Origin of the sequence: Bradyrhizobium australiense, from assembly GCF_013114825.1 — a bacterium.
Classification (GTDB): Bacteria; Pseudomonadota; Alphaproteobacteria; order Rhizobiales; family Xanthobacteraceae; genus Bradyrhizobium; species Bradyrhizobium australiense.
Genome location: NZ_JAAVLX010000001.1, coordinates 356157 through 369309, shown reverse-complemented (window position 1 = coordinate 369309; position 13153 = coordinate 356157). Strand labels below are relative to the sequence as shown.

Here is a 13153-nt window from a genome sequence, read left to right as displayed (position 1 = left end):
AGTCCGTTCCTGCGCCTCACACCGGCTTTTCCTCATCCGTCACCGGCGAGGTGATCACCAAAAACACCAGATCGACCAGCCCGGAATTCGAAATCGCGTGCTCGACGCCCGGCGGAAGGAAGATGAAGTCGTGCTTGCGCACCACGTGATTCTTCCCGGCGATTTCCATCAGCCCTTCGCCTTCGAGCACGTGATAGATCTGCTCCTGCACGAGATGCTTGTGGCGCGCGACATGGGCCATCGGCTGATACATCGAGATGCGGTAGTCGATATGACGGGAGCCCGCGGTCTCCGGCATGACGAGCGGTTTTGACAGCGCGCCGCCAAAGTGATTGGGGAATTCGCGCCAAGGCACCTCGGCGATGTTGCGGATGAACGCGCCGTTGTTTTCTGAAGCCATGATGCTTCCTCCGCCGGTCAGATGACGAGCGCCCCGCCGTCGATATAGACGATCGATCCCGTCGCAAACCCGTTCGCCATGAAACTCAAAATCTGCCGCGCGATGTCCTCGGCCGCGCCGACGCGGCCGACCGGCAATGCGGCGGCCGTCTTCGCCAGCATGTCGCGCCGCGCCTCCTCCGGCATCGCGGCGCGGATCGGGGTGTCGATCACGCCGGGCGAGACGGCGTTGACGCGCACCGGCGCGAGTTCAAGCGCCAGCGCCCTTGCCAGCGATTCCAGCGCGCCATTGGCGGCGCTGACGATCGCCGAATTCGGCCGCGGACGGACGCTGAGAAATCCCGACACCAGGGTCAGCGACCCGCCGGGACAGATTTCGGCCTCGCGCGCGACACGCCACGCGCCCCAGAACTTGCCTTCCATGGTGACGCGAACATCCTCCATCGCCACCGTCTTGAACGGACCGGTGCGAAGCTGCGCCGCCGTCACCACGACATGATCGACCGGGCCGCAACGCTGGAACAGTTTTGCAACGCTGGCGTCGCTGGTCACGTCAGCCGGAATCGCGATCGCATTCAGCTTTTCGGCCGCCTTGTCCAGCCGCTCGACATTGCGCGACGCAATGATGATGTCAGCGCCTTCGCGCTTCGCCATCTCGGCGGTCGCAAGACCAATGCCGGACGAACCACCGACGACGACGACTTTCTTGCCTGCAAGCAACATGGGATTTCCCTCGCGTGAGATCAGGCGGGCTGATAGCGCGTGCCGATGCCGGCCTTGCTTTGGCCGAGCCCGGGCAACTCCCAGATGCCGGCGCCGACCGGATTGATGTCAGCGGCGATATCGACGTCGATCAGATAGGGTTTGTTGGCGGCGATGCCCTTGCGAATGGCCTCGCCGAGATCGCCGGCGCGATCAACCCGCACGCCCTCGACGCCGCAGGAGCGCGCCATCGCGGCGAAATCAGGATTGTAGCGCGCGCCGGTGTTGGGATCGTGGAAATCGGTCGCGAGCTCCCGGCCGCCGAGATAGCCGCGCTGCAGGCCCCGGATCGAGGCATAGGCGTAGTTGTTCCAGACCACCCAGACCACGGGCAGATTATATTCGACCGCCGTTCCCAGCACGTTGGCGTGCATGAAGAACGCGCCGTCGCCGCACACCGACACGCAGGGCCGGTCGGGCGCGGCGAACTTCGCGCCCATCACGCCCGCGACGCCAAAGCCCATCGGGCCGAACCCCATCGAGCCGATCAGCGAATCCGGCCGCCGCGGCTTGCAGAAGCCGAGCAGCCAATTGTGATGCACGCCGATGTCGCTGACGAGGATGGCATCCTCCGGCAGCGCCTTGTCGATTTCGAGCGCGGCGCGCTGCGGATTGATCGGCGTGGTGTCGTCGGACAATCCGGGCGCGACGAACTTGTCCCACTCTTTCCGGTAGCCATCGATCTGCGCCAGCCATTTTTTGCGCGCATCGGCCTTCTTCGTCAGGTCAGCACGGCGATCGAGTTCGGCATGCACCTGCCGCAGGAAGGTGCGCACATCGGCCATCAGGCCGAGCGCGACCGGATAGTTGCGGCCGATCTCTTCGGGATCGATGTCGACATGGATCAACCGCGTCGGCGGAATGGTGAAGGAATAGCCCGGGATCCACGAACTCGACGTGCGGTCGTCGAACCGCATTCCCATCGCCAGCAGCACGTCGGCCTGTCGCGTTGCGTGGTTGGCCTGATAGTGCCCGGCGCGCGCGACGAGGCCGAGCGCCAGCGGATGGTTGCAATCGATCGCGCCGAGGCCGCTGGCGGATGCTGCGACCGGAATCTGCAGCCGCTCGGCGAGCCGCAACAGTTCGTCCGCCGCGCCGCCATAGCGCACGCCCTGCCCGACAATGATCGCCGGCCGCTCGGCGGTAAGCAGCATGTCGACGGCCTTCACCACACCTTCCGGATCGGCGCCGCAGCGGCTCGATATATTGGCATTCCATTCGATCGCGCTCGGCGCCTCCTCGGCGGCCGATTCCATGAACACGTCGAAGGGAACGTCGAGAACGACGGGCCCGGGGCGGCCCGTTGTCATGGTCTTCCAGGCCTGCCGCACCGCCAGCGGCACCATTTCGCCGCGCGTCGGCTGGAACACCTTCTTGCAGATCGTGCGCACGGTGGACGGAAAATCCGCCTGATGGTGCCGGTACATCTCCTGGAAGGCGCCGCGGTTGAACTGGCTGGTCGGCACGTTGCCGGTCACCGCCATGAACGGCACGGAATCGAGAAATGCATTGGCGAGCGAGATCGGCAGGTTCGCCGAGCCGGGCCCGCAGGAGGTGAAGGTCGCCGTCGGCCGGCCTGAGACGCGGTAGTAAACGTCGGCCATGAAGCCGGCGACGCTCTCGTGATGCACCGAGATGGTCTTGATGTCGTGGGAACGCTCGTAGAGCGCATCGATGAACTGGATGTTGCCGTGGCCACACAGGCCGAACACCTGCGGCACCTTTTCCTGGATCAGATAGTCGACGATGACCTGGGCGCCGTTGAGCATGTTACGCGACATCGACCACTCTCTCCCTGAGCTCAACGAATTCGCCTCCGCGTCTTGGCGTCGCGCAGTCGGCAGCCCCGCGAACCTATTTCTCATAATACTGTACGTCAATTGCTATTGTGGTATGTTTCGGATAGCGCCTTCGACGGGGGTGATGCTGTTGAAGAGTAAGGGCGGCCTGCTAGAGTTCGCCCCGCCGACCTGGAGAACTGATTCCGTGAAACCGCGCACCAAGCCAAAGACCAGCGACAAGCCGGCAAGTCCACGCAAGGTTTCGATCGCAAGGCTGGTGCCGTCTAACGAACCAAACATCGATGATGAGGCCGAGGAGCGCGCGCGCGGCGGCGTGCAGTCGCTCGGGCGCGCGTTTTCGATCCTGGAAGAAGTCGCGCGTCACCGCGAGGGCATTGGACTAGCTGATCTCAGCAAGCTGGTCGGCCTGCACAATTCCACCACCTTCCACCTCGCCAAGACTCTGGTCTCGCTCGGCTATCTCAGGCAGGAGCGCGATTCGAAACGCTACCGCGTCGGCCGGCCGCTGTTTGCGCTCGCCGCCAGCGCGCTGGACGAAATCGAGATGGTCAATCTCGCAACGCCAATCCTGGAAGACCTGTCGAGGGAAACCGGCGAAAGCGGGCATTTTGCCGTGCGTATGGGTGACGCGGTCGTCGTGATTGCCCGCACCAGCGGGGCCGGCGCGTTCCAACTGACCGATCGCGTGGGCGTGGTGCGCCCGGCGCATTGCACCGCACTCGGCAAGATCATGCTGGCTTCGCTCCGCCCCGACCAGTTGAAGCGCTTTCTCGAACGGGTCGAACTGAAGCCATCGACGAAAAAATCGATCACCGACCCCGCCGTGCTGTTGCGCGAGATCGCCGAAATTAGGCGCAGCGCGATTGCTTTCGATGACGGCGAATTCAACGCGGAAGTCCGCTGTGTCGCGGTGCCGGTCTATCATTTCACCGGCGAAGTGATCGGCGCGCTCGGCATCTCCGGCCCGATCTGGCGGATGACCGACCAGGCGTTGCAGAACCGCGCCAAGCTGGTGCACGCCGCAGCCAACCGGCTGTCCGCCGAGTTCGGCGCCCGCGATCTCGCGAAATCCCCTTAATTTCCTGACTTCATTCTTTCTGAACCACCTCGGCGCGCGATGCCGCGCGCCTGAAATGCATTTGGCGTTGACAGCCGACGCCGCGTCCGGAAATATTATACAATAATAAAAGAACGTCTCTCACATTGTCGCATGGGCGAGAATTGGAGGGAGAACGTCGCGATGACCTCTCGGGAGGAGATCAGTCATGACCCGCTTTAGCCGACGCACTCTGTTGAAAGCCGGCGCCGCTTTGGCCGGCGTACCCGCCATCGGATCTCCCGCCATCGTCCGCGCGCAAGCCGCGCGATAAAAATCGGCCATCTCGTGCCGCTGACCGGCTTTCTCGGCGCGATCGGCAGCTACGCCCAACTCGGCGTGAAGATGGCGGCCGAGGAAATCAACGCGTCCGGCGGCATCTTGGGCAAGCCAATCGACCTGATGTCGGAAGACTCGGTCAATCCGGCGACCGCCTCGACCAAGGCGCAGCGCATGATCGAGCAGGACGGCGCGGTGCTCTTGTTCGGCGAAATCTCCTCTGCCTCGTCGCTGACCATCATGCAGGTCGCCGAGCGCAACAAGAAGGTGTTCTTCTCCACCGGCGCCCGCTCGGACGCGCTGCGCGGCAAGGATTGTAACCGCTACTCCTTCCATTGCGACATCCCGAATACCGTGATGGTCAACGCCGTCGGCACCGCGCTCAAGCAGAAGGGCATGGTGAAGGGCAAAAAATTCGTCACGTTGACCGCGGACTATATTTTCGGTCACGACCTTCTGAAGGCTGCCAAAGCCTTCTTCAGCGCCAACGACGCCACGCTGATCGGAGACGAACTGATCGCCACAGATGTCACCGACTTCAGCCCGTATCTCCTGAAGGTCCGGCAGGCCAAGCCCGATGTCGTGTGCTGCAACCTCGCCGGCAACCAGGTTACCAATCTCGTCAAGCAATATGCCGAGTTTGGCTTCCCGTACCCCCTCGTCGGCTTCAACCTCAATACCGGCGACGCCTGGGCGATGGGCGAAGGCAATCTAAGCGGCACCTGGCCGACGGTCTGGTATCACACGCTCGACAATCCGGCCTCAAAGACCTTCGTTGAGACTTTCACAAAGAAATACGGCAAGCCGCCGGAGAACCATGCCTGGATTGAATACATCACACTCAAGATGATCGCGCAGGCAATCAACGAGACCAAGTCGACCGAGAGCGACGCGCTGATCGCCTATTTCGAGAAGCAGACGCAGTTCGACATCATGAAGTCGCGCAAGGCCTATTTCCGCTCCTGGGACCATCAGCTCGTCCAGGAGGCCTATCCGTTCACAGTCAAGCCGAAGGGCGAGATGAAGGACAAATGGGACATGCTGGTGCTCGGCGAAGCCGTGCCGGGGGCCGGCGCGGAACTGGAATCGATCTACCCGACGAAGACGCAAAATCCCTGCAACATGAAGGCATAGAAGCCCGATACGGGCGTCGGGCAGACTGGCGTTGCGGCGCCGGCAGACAAGCGCCGGCGCCGTTTTTCTTTAAGCTCCGCGGATCGCACATGCAGTTCGGATTCTTGCTTGAACAGGTAGTGAATGGCCTGGTGCTCGGAGGCTATTACCTCCTGATTGCGCTCGGCCTGTCGCTGATCTTCAGCGTCGGCGGCATCGTCAACCTCGCGCATGGCGCATTCTACGCGCTGGGCGCCTACATCTCCGTCGAGATCACGAGATATCTCGGCTTCGGCTCGGCGGTGGTGCTGTCGCCGGTCGCGGTCGCGCTGCTCGGCATTCTGTTTGAGCGGTTCATCCTGCGAAGGTTCTACGACGCCGATCCGATTCTCAGTTTGCTGGTGACGTTCGGCCTCGCCATGGTCACCGAACAGGCGATCCGCATTATCTGGGGCGCGCCGCCGATCTCGGCGGCGATCCCGCAAGAATTTCGCGGTTCGGTATTTCTCGGCGACTTCCTGTTCTCGCGCTATCGCCTGCTCATCCTCGCCGTCGTCGCCGCGGTGCTGATCGGCGTCTGGCTGCTGCTGCACAAGACGTCCTTCGGCCGCGTGGTACGCGCCGGCATCCAGCGGCCGGACATGGTCGCCGCACTCGGCATCAGGCTACAGCCTCACATGACCGCGATCGTCATGCTCGGCGTCGGCATGGCCGCGCTCGGCGGTGCGTTCTTTGCCCCGATCACGATCGTGCATCCTGCGATGGGCGCCGAGATCATCACGGTCGCCTTTGTCGTGGTCGTGATCGGCGGCCTCGGCAGTTTTTGGGGCGTGGTGATTGCGGCCCTGCTCGTCGGAGTCGTCAGGGGCATCACCATTCACTTCGCGCCGGCTGCCGGCGAGGCCTCGATCTACGTGCTGATGTTCCTGGTGCTCATGGTGCGGCCCCGCGGCCTGCTCGGCGAACGTATCGAGAAGTTCGAATGATCACGATCGCCGCCAAATATCGTCCGTTGCTATCGGCCACGCTCGCCGTGATCGCGCTTCCCTTCGGCCTCTATCTGCTCGGCCTCTCGCTCAACACCGGCACCGTGGTGGTCGCGCTTGCGATTGCCGCGATGGGGCTCAACCTCTGCATCGGCTATACCGGGCTAGTATCGTTCGGCCACGGCGCCTGGTTCGGTATCGGCGCTTATGCGGCGGGGCTGATCCAGCGCAACTGGTTCGGTGGCGACATCTTCCTGCCGCTGCTGCTTGCCGCCATCGTCGTCGCTGTCATCGCCACCTTCGTCGGCTTCATCATCCTGCGCCGGCGCGGCGTCTATTTCTCGCTGCTGACGCTGGCACTGTCGGCGCTGACCTACACCATCGCGTTCCGCTGGACCGCAGTGACCGGCGGCGAGGACGGCCTCGGCGGCCTGAAACGCGGCCATCTCGGCCCGTTCAGCCTCGACAACGCGCTGAACTATTACGTCGTCGTCTCCGTGCTCTGCCTCGGCGTGCTCTATCTTCTCTTGCGGCTGGTCCGCTCGCCGTTCGGCCATGTGCTGATGGCGATCCGCGAGAACCAGTTGCGTGCGAGGTTTCAGGGCTATCCGGTCGAGCGCTATAAGCTTGGGATCTTCGTGATCTCGGCGGTCGTGACCGGCTTCGCCGGCGGGCTGATCGGATTCCAGAATTACCTTGTGTCAGCTGAAGCTGTCTCGGTACCGTTCTCCGGCGAACTGCTCGCCATCGTGGTGATCGGCGGCATGCGCAGCATGCTGGGGCCGGCGATCGGCGCGCTGTTCTTCATTCTGTTTCGCGAACTGTTTTCGATCTGGACGCCGAACTGGCTGCTGTGGTTCGGCCTCGTCTTCGTCGCGTTCGTGCTGTACTCGCCGGGCGGCCTCGTCGGCATCTGGGCAACAATTTCAAAACGCCGGTGGCCGCCGCCGGAAGAAACCGCCGCGATGAGCAGGCGAAAAATCTACGAGGGCCTGTCGCTGCCGGCGTTCCTGCGGCCGAAAGCGCTCGAGGGCACCGTGCTCGACGTGCACGGCGTCTCGAAGAGCTTTGGCGGCATCCGCGCCGTGACCGACGCGAGCCTGCAGGTCGGCGCCGGCGAAATCCACGCATTGATCGGGCCGAACGGCGCCGGAAAGACCACGCTGTTCAATCTGGTCTCCGGCCTTTATCCGACCGACAGCGGCACCATCAAGCTGAACGGCCGCGAGATCCAGGGCGTGCCGTCGGACCTGATCTGTCATCGGGGGCTCGCGCGTTCGTTCCAGATCACCAACCTGTTCAAGGGCCTTTCGATCTACGAAAATCTCCGCCTGTCGTTGCAGGCGCAGAACTCCGGTCGCTTCAACCTATGGCGCGACATCGACCATTACAGGGATATCCACGCCGAGACCGCGGAGCTGATCAAATTCCTCGGCCTTGAAGGCATCGAGACAATCGAAGGCGGCGAGCTCTCGTATGGCGGGCAGCGGCTGGTCGATCTCGGCATCGCGCTCGGCTCCAAGCCGCAGGTGCTGCTGCTGGACGAGCCGCTCGCCGGGCTTGCCGCCGCCGAGCGCGAGCGCGTCTCCAACCTCGTCAAGAACATCGCCGCCAACATTCCTGTCCTGATCGTCGAGCACGACATCGACCGCGTGCTCGGCTTCTCCCGCACTGTCACCGTGATGAACCAGGGCGAAGTGCTGATGACCGGCACGCCCGAGGCGGTGCGCGCCGACCGCAAAGTGCAGGAGATCTACACCGGCACCGGAGTTCCCGAGGTCGAGCACATCACGAGCGAGCAGGCCCGCGAGGGCACAGTGCCGATCCTGCGCTTCGAGCGCGTCAATACGTTCTACGGCAAGAGCCATATCCTGCACGCCGCCACGTTCGATGTGCGCGAGCGCGAGATCGTTGCCCTGCTCGGCCGCAATGGCGCCGGGAAATCCACGCTGCTGAAGACGCTCGCAGGCCTGGTGCCGCTGTCCTCGGGCGCGGTCGAATATGCCGGCATGGACATCTCCCGCCTGCCCGCGCCCGACATTGCACGGGCCGGCATCGGCTATGTGCCGCAGGGCCGCGGCCTGTTCGCCGGGATGACGGTGCGGGAAAATCTCTCGCTAGGCCGACTCGCCCGCAAGACCGACGGCAGCAACGGCGTGGTGTGGGACGAGGCGCAGATCCTCGACTATTTCCCGCGCCTGCGAGAGCGCATGGACGTCGCAGCGGATTATCTCTCAGGCGGCGAGCAGCAAATGGTAGCGGTCGCCCGCGCGATGTCGGGGAACGTAAAACTCCTGCTGCTCGACGAGCCCTTCGAGGGACTGGCGCCGGCGGTAATCGTCGAGCTGTTCAAGGTGTTTGACCGGCTGCGGCAGCACATCTCCATCGTGATCGTCGAACATAATCTCGATCTGGTGCTGGCGCTCGCCGACCGCGTCTTCGCGCTGGAGCGCGGCGCGGTGTTTCACCAGGGACCGGCAAAGCCGCTGCTAACCGACCTCGAATACAGGAAGAAGATTTTGTGGCTGTAACACTCACCTCCGTCATTGCGAGGAGCGTAGCGACGAAGCAATCCATGTCTTCGCAAGCGTTGATATAGATTGCTTCGCTGCGCTCGCAATGACAGCTCTGACGCGGGCTGGACCTGTTCAGATCAAAGGCGCGCTGCGCAACATCCGGGGAACGTCCCTCACGCGAGAAGCGAATCCTCCTCCGGCCGCGTGCGCGCGATGATCTCGGCGGCGCCCTTGTCGAGCAGATCGAGACCGACCGCACGGCCGAGTTCGCGGGGGCGATCTGCCGCGCCCTGCAGTGAAACCTCGATGAAGCGGTCGCCAGCTTCATCCAGCACCGCAGCGGTCAGTGTCATCTCATTACCCGCCAACGTCGCATGGCCGGCAATCGGCGAGTTGCAGTGGCCGTTCAGCACCCACAGCACCTCGCGCTCGGCTTCCGCGCAGAGCCGTGACTGCACATCCTCAATCTTCGCCAGACGGCCGCGCGTAACCCAATCCTTCTCGACGCATTCCACCGCGACGATTCCCTGCCCTACCGCCGGCAGCATCTCGCGCACGGAAAAATCATGGACGATACGTGGAGCCATGCCGATGCGCTCGAGCCCCGATCGCGCCATCACCAGCGCATCCGCAGGCCCCACCTCGCCGCCGTCGGGAAGCCGCTGCTTGTCGCCGCGATCGAGTTTTGCCACGCGGCTGTCGGCCGCGCCGCGGAAGTGAATGACGGTCGCCTCGGGGAACAACCGGCGCAGATAGGCGGCGCGGCGCACCGCATTGGTGCCGATCTTGAACCCCTTTCCACTCGATGCGCGAAACACATCCAGCGAAAGCCCCGGACGCAGCACGAGTGCGTCATTGGCGGCATCGCGCGGCAGGGTCGCGGCGATGATCAGGTCCGGCGTCTCCTCGTTGCCGGGAACGTCCTTGAGCGAATGCATCGCCGCCTGCAGTTCTCCGCCGCGCATCGCCTCGCGAATTTCAGCGACGAAGGCCCCGCCCTTGCCGCCATGGCGCAGCAGCTTGCTGGTCTGGTCCTGGTCGCCGCGGGTTTCGAACTTGACGATCTCGACATCGAGCGTGGGATCGGCCACGCGCAACAGCCGCGCAATCGCTTCCGTCTGCGCCAGCGCCATCGCGCTCTTGCGCGTGCCGATCTTCAAAATTTGTCCTGACACAAGGTCTCCGTTTGAACGCGATCCACGGCTGTCGTTTCCAGCCGTACGGGATAGAACAAGCGGCCCACCAGAACAATGACTTTGGCCGGCAGCGGAACGCGTTTGCCGCCTGTGTGTGCAAATCGTGCCTACCGGCTCCGATGCTGCCGGGCTGCTATTCCAAAACGCAGATTGTGCGCCGCAGCACCACGAATAGATTGCGCTCCGCAAGAGGGTTTTTTCGTTGTCCGATACCAGTGCCGATGCCTTGGCCGCTTCAGGCCACCGCCCGATGGGCTTTCCCGAATTCGTCATCGTGATCGCGTCGATCATGGCGCTGAATCCGCTCGCGATGGACATGATGCTGCCGGCGCTGCCGGACATCGCGTCCGCCTTCCACATCACCTCGGCCAACCGGCCGCAGATGGTGCTGTCGATCTTCTTGGTCGGCTTCGGCGTCGGCCAGTTCGTGATGGGGCCGCTGTCCGACCGGTTTGGCCGGCGGCCTGTTTTGCTCGGTGGCATGGCTGTTTATTGCGCTGCCGGCCTGCTCGCGATCGCAGCCCCCTCGTTCGAAACGCTGCTGCTGGCACGCGCGCTGCAGGGCCTCAGCACCTCGGCCACGCGTGTGATCGCAACCTCGATCGTGCGCGACTGCTATGCCGGGCGGCGCATGGCGAGCGTGATGTCGCTGGCGATGATGATATTCATTGCCGTGCCTGTCGTCGCGCCGGCCTTCGGCCAGGCCGTGCTGCTGCTAACGCAATGGCGCGGCATCTTCATTGCTTTGATGCTGTATGGCGTGGTGGCGCTGATCTGGAGCGCGCTTCGGATGCCGGAGACGTTGCCGGTGGCCAATCGCAGATCGCTCGCCGTCGGCGAGGTGCTTGATGCATTCCGCCAGACCGTGACCAATCGCCAGACGCTGGGTTATGCACTGGTGGCCGGAGGCGTATTGGGCTCGCTGTTCGCCTACGTCTTCATCGCGCAGCAGGTGTTCACCGGCACCTACCGGCTCGGGCATTATTTTCCGATTGCGTTTGCGGGCGTCGCCGTCGGAACCGCCATCGCCGGCTTCGTCAATTCCCGCCTCGTCGGCCGCCTCGGCATGCGCGTGATCTCCCACGCTGCGCTGATCGGCTTCGTGGTCATCGCCGCGACCATGCTGGCGGCCGCGCAATTGCAGATGCTGCCCTTGCCGCTGTTCATGGTGCTTTCGGTATCGATGATGTTTGCGTTCGGGTTGATGATCGCCAATTTCACCGCGCTTGCGATGGAGCCGCAGGGCCACATCGCCGGTACTGCCGCCTCGCTGTACGGATCGATCACCACCCTGCTCGGCATCGGCGTCGGCGCCACCATCGGCCAGGATTACGACGGCACGCTGGTGCCGTTCGCGACCGGCTTCCTGCTCTGCACGCTGGCCGCCCTCGCCGTGGTGCTGGTGGTGGAGAAAGGCCGGCTGTTCAGGCCACAACGGCGTGAAGGTGTGATGAGCATGGCAGAGCCTGCCCTGCGCTGGGCGTCATCTGGCGAAGCTGATAGCAATTACTCGCACCGCCTTCAGTATCGGGAATTGGAACATGGATAACCGCAGTAGCATCTGGCGTGGCGTCGACACCATCAAGCCGCGCTTCCTAGACTTGAGCGACCGGGTCTGGGCGATGCCTGAAGTTTGCTACACCGAAGCGCGTTCTTGCGCCGAGCATCTCGCCGAGCTGCGTCATCAGGGTTTTCGCGTCACCGAGAAGGTCGCAGGCATTCCCACCGCCGTGATGGGCGAATGGGGCGAAGGCGGACCCGTGATCGCCTTCCTAGGTGAATATGACGCCCTGCCCGGCCTCAGCCAGGAGGCTGGCGTCGCCGAGCCTCGGCCGCTGGAAACAGGCGGCCATGGCCATGGCTGCGGCCACAATCTGCTCGGCTCCGCCGCCCTGCTCGCGGCCACTGCCGTGAAGGATTGGCTCGCCGAACACAAGGTGCCGGGGCGCGTGCGCTATTACGGTTGCCCCGCGGAGGAAGGCGGCGCTGCGAAGACCTTCATGGTCCGATCGGGCGCCTTCGATGACGCCGACATCGCGATCACCTGGCATCCCCACAGCTTCTGGGAGGTTGTGGTGACCCCCTCGCTCGCCAACACCCGCGCCGATTTCATCTTCACCGGACGCACCTCGCATGCCGCGGCCTCGCCGCATCTCGGCCGCAGCGCGCTGGATGCGGTCGAGCTGATGAATGTCGGCGTCAACTACATGCGCGAGCACATGCCGAGCGATGCGCGTGTACATTATGCCCTGCTCGATACCGGCGGCATCGCCCCCAACGTGGTGCAGGCCCATGCGCGCGTGCGCTATTCGATCCGCGCGCGCGACCTGCCCGGGATGAACGAACTGGTGGAGCGCGTCCGCAAGATCGCGCAGGGCGCGGCGCTGATGACCGAAACGAGTGTTGAGATGCGGATCATTTCCGCCGTCTCCAATTTGCTGCCCAACACCCCGCTCGAACAGGCCCTTCACGGCATCATGGAGGAACTCGGCCCTCCGCATTTCGACGATGCCGACAAGGATTTCGCGCAAAAAATCCGCGCGACGCTGACCGAGAAGGATATTGCCACCGTCTATCATACGATCGGCATGGAGCCGACCGACCGGCCGCTGGCCGATTTCATCGTGCCGCTGGACGCCAACCGCAACCCGCTGATCGGCTCGACCGATGTCGGCGATGTGAGCTGGGTCGTGCCGACGGTCCAGGTTCACGCCCCGACCATTGCCATTGGCACCCCCTTGCATACCTGGCAGGTGGTGGCGCAGGGCAAGAGCCCACACGCCCACAAGGCCATGGTGCAGGCCGCCAAGGCGATGGCGGGGCTCGGCGTCCGGGCGCTGACGGAACCGGAGCTGATCGCCGCCGCCAGGGCCGACCTGAAGAGGCGCACCACCCGCACCCCTTATGTCTGCCCGCTGCCGGACAGCGTTGGGCCGCCCCTGGACATGTCGCTGACCTGAGCGAAGCCGTCCCTGTTTCGCGGGACTGATCTGACGAACAAACT

General features: G+C 63.8%; 9 protein-coding genes and 1 pseudogene. 6 read left to right on the top strand and 4 right to left on the bottom strand.

Features of this window, described 5'->3' with window-relative positions; all coding sequences use genetic code 11:
- Nucleotides 1-16: 16 nt before the first annotated feature.
- Genes HCN58_RS01720 through HCN58_RS01710 form a run of 3 tightly spaced genes read right to left on the bottom strand, consistent with a single transcriptional unit; the run spans nt 17 to nt 2942 of the window.
- Nucleotides 17-400, bottom strand: a complete 384-nt coding sequence (locus HCN58_RS01720) for a cupin domain-containing protein (RefSeq protein ID WP_171577643.1) — start codon at nt 398-400, stop codon at nt 17-19.
- 17 nt (nt 401-417) lie between these two features.
- Entirely contained in the window at nt 418-1122 is a 705-nt protein-coding gene (locus HCN58_RS01715) for an SDR family oxidoreductase (RefSeq protein ID WP_171577642.1), read from the bottom strand.
- 20 nt (nt 1123-1142) lie between these two features.
- The gene (locus tag HCN58_RS01710) at nt 1143-2942 is read right to left on the bottom strand and encodes a thiamine pyrophosphate-binding protein (RefSeq protein ID WP_171577641.1); all 1800 of its coding nucleotides are present in this window, start codon (nt 2940-2942) and stop codon (nt 1143-1145) included.
- Nucleotides 2943-3084: 142 nt separating this feature from the next.
- Here HCN58_RS01710 and HCN58_RS01705 point away from each other — a divergent pair, with 142 nt between their 5' ends.
- The 4 genes and pseudogenes from HCN58_RS01705 to HCN58_RS01690 all read left to right on the top strand — a co-directional run bounded on the left by HCN58_RS01705 (nt 3085) and on the right by HCN58_RS01690 (nt 8968).
- Nucleotides 3085-4041 carry an IclR family transcriptional regulator gene (locus HCN58_RS01705; protein WP_210265826.1) on the top strand — a complete coding sequence of 319 codons (957 nt, stop codon included), beginning with the start codon at nt 3085-3087 and terminating at the stop codon, nt 4039-4041.
- Between the two features lie 187 nt (nt 4042-4228).
- Nucleotides 4229-5472 (top strand): annotated as a pseudogene (locus HCN58_RS01700) (ABC transporter substrate-binding protein).
- 89 nt (nt 5473-5561) lie between these two features.
- Nucleotides 5562-6437 carry a branched-chain amino acid ABC transporter permease gene (locus HCN58_RS01695; protein WP_171577640.1) on the top strand — a complete coding sequence of 292 codons (876 nt, stop codon included), beginning with the start codon at nt 5562-5564 and terminating at the stop codon, nt 6435-6437.
- Nucleotides 6434-8968, top strand: coding sequence for a branched-chain amino acid ABC transporter ATP-binding protein/permease (locus HCN58_RS01690; protein WP_171577639.1), 2535 nt, complete (start codon nt 6434-6436; stop codon nt 8966-8968). Before HCN58_RS01695 ends, HCN58_RS01690 begins: the two co-directional genes overlap by 4 nt.
- Before the next feature lie 158 nt (nt 8969-9126).
- On the opposite strand, the gene hemC is transcribed toward HCN58_RS01690, so the two are convergent.
- The gene (gene hemC, locus HCN58_RS01685; protein WP_171577984.1) at nt 9127-10113 is read right to left on the bottom strand and encodes a hydroxymethylbilane synthase; all 987 of its coding nucleotides are present in this window, start codon (nt 10111-10113) and stop codon (nt 9127-9129) included.
- Between the two features lie 238 nt (nt 10114-10351).
- Between hemC and HCN58_RS01680 the strand changes: the two genes are divergently transcribed.
- Nucleotides 10352-11698, top strand: a complete 1347-nt coding sequence (locus HCN58_RS01680) for a multidrug effflux MFS transporter (protein ID WP_171577638.1) — start codon at nt 10352-10354, stop codon at nt 11696-11698.
- Nucleotides 11691-13109, top strand: coding sequence for a M20 family metallopeptidase (locus HCN58_RS01675; protein ID WP_171577637.1), 1419 nt, complete (start codon nt 11691-11693; stop codon nt 13107-13109). The genes HCN58_RS01680 and HCN58_RS01675 overlap by 8 nt, the downstream gene beginning before the upstream one ends.
- Nucleotides 13110-13153: the final 44 nt, after the last annotated feature.